The following is a 611-nucleotide window of genomic DNA, read 5'->3' as shown; positions in this document are numbered from 1 at the left end:
AGTTTCAGTGGCAGCCTGGATGCCAAAGAACTGGCCAGCGGTCAGCCTGTGAAAAGGTATTACTGGAAAGGAAATTATCCACGTCTCAAGGATCTAGGTCCGTTGAGTACATTTCCTGATGGGGGGGCCTTGCACATTGAGCAATACAGCCCCGAAGATCGTGACAATCTCTTCACCATCACCGCTACCGCCCGCGAGGTACGGTCATGAGCATCTCTACAGATCATTCCTGCAAGGATATAGGGGTAGGCGTTCGTCCCCAAGGCAAAGAAGATCAAGTGACGCTCAAGGGAATAACTTCCAAAATCCTTGACCATGCCAGCACCCCCCGCACAGCCGACCGGGAGCCCCTTTCCCTGTCATGGCTGCACCGCCATCCCCTCTTTCGGCACATGGTCCTCGAAAGTGCAGCCCTTCTCTCCACCCTCTGTCTTTCTGCGTGCCATATGCAAAATCCTATGACCAAAATGGCTGCGGCGTCCGCCGATGTTCCTGTGATTGCGTTCAAGGGCGATGGACCCGTCTATGCGCACCGCAACCCACATCCCAGACATGTGTATGAGCTCACCATCCAAATAGACAATGCTCCAGGTGAATTCAAAAGCTCAAGT

At 53.5% G+C, this 611-nt stretch carries 2 protein-coding genes; both read left to right on the top strand.

What is annotated here, in order from left to right; genetic code table 11:
- On the top strand, positions 1–210 hold a 210-nt coding region (locus ACP2WS_RS11295; protein ID WP_426460857.1), incomplete at its 5' end, for a hypothetical protein.
- Positions 207–611 (top strand): hypothetical protein (locus ACP2WS_RS11290; RefSeq protein ID WP_426460856.1); only part of this gene is annotated, 405 nt, incomplete at its 3' end. The genes ACP2WS_RS11295 and ACP2WS_RS11290, both read left to right, overlap by 4 nt.

Origin of the sequence: Brachymonas moutaii (nom. illeg.), assembly GCF_049977365.1 — a bacterium.
Lineage (GTDB): Bacteria > Pseudomonadota > Gammaproteobacteria > Burkholderiales > Burkholderiaceae_C > Brachymonas.
This window is presented reverse-complemented; position numbering and strand designations above follow the sequence as displayed.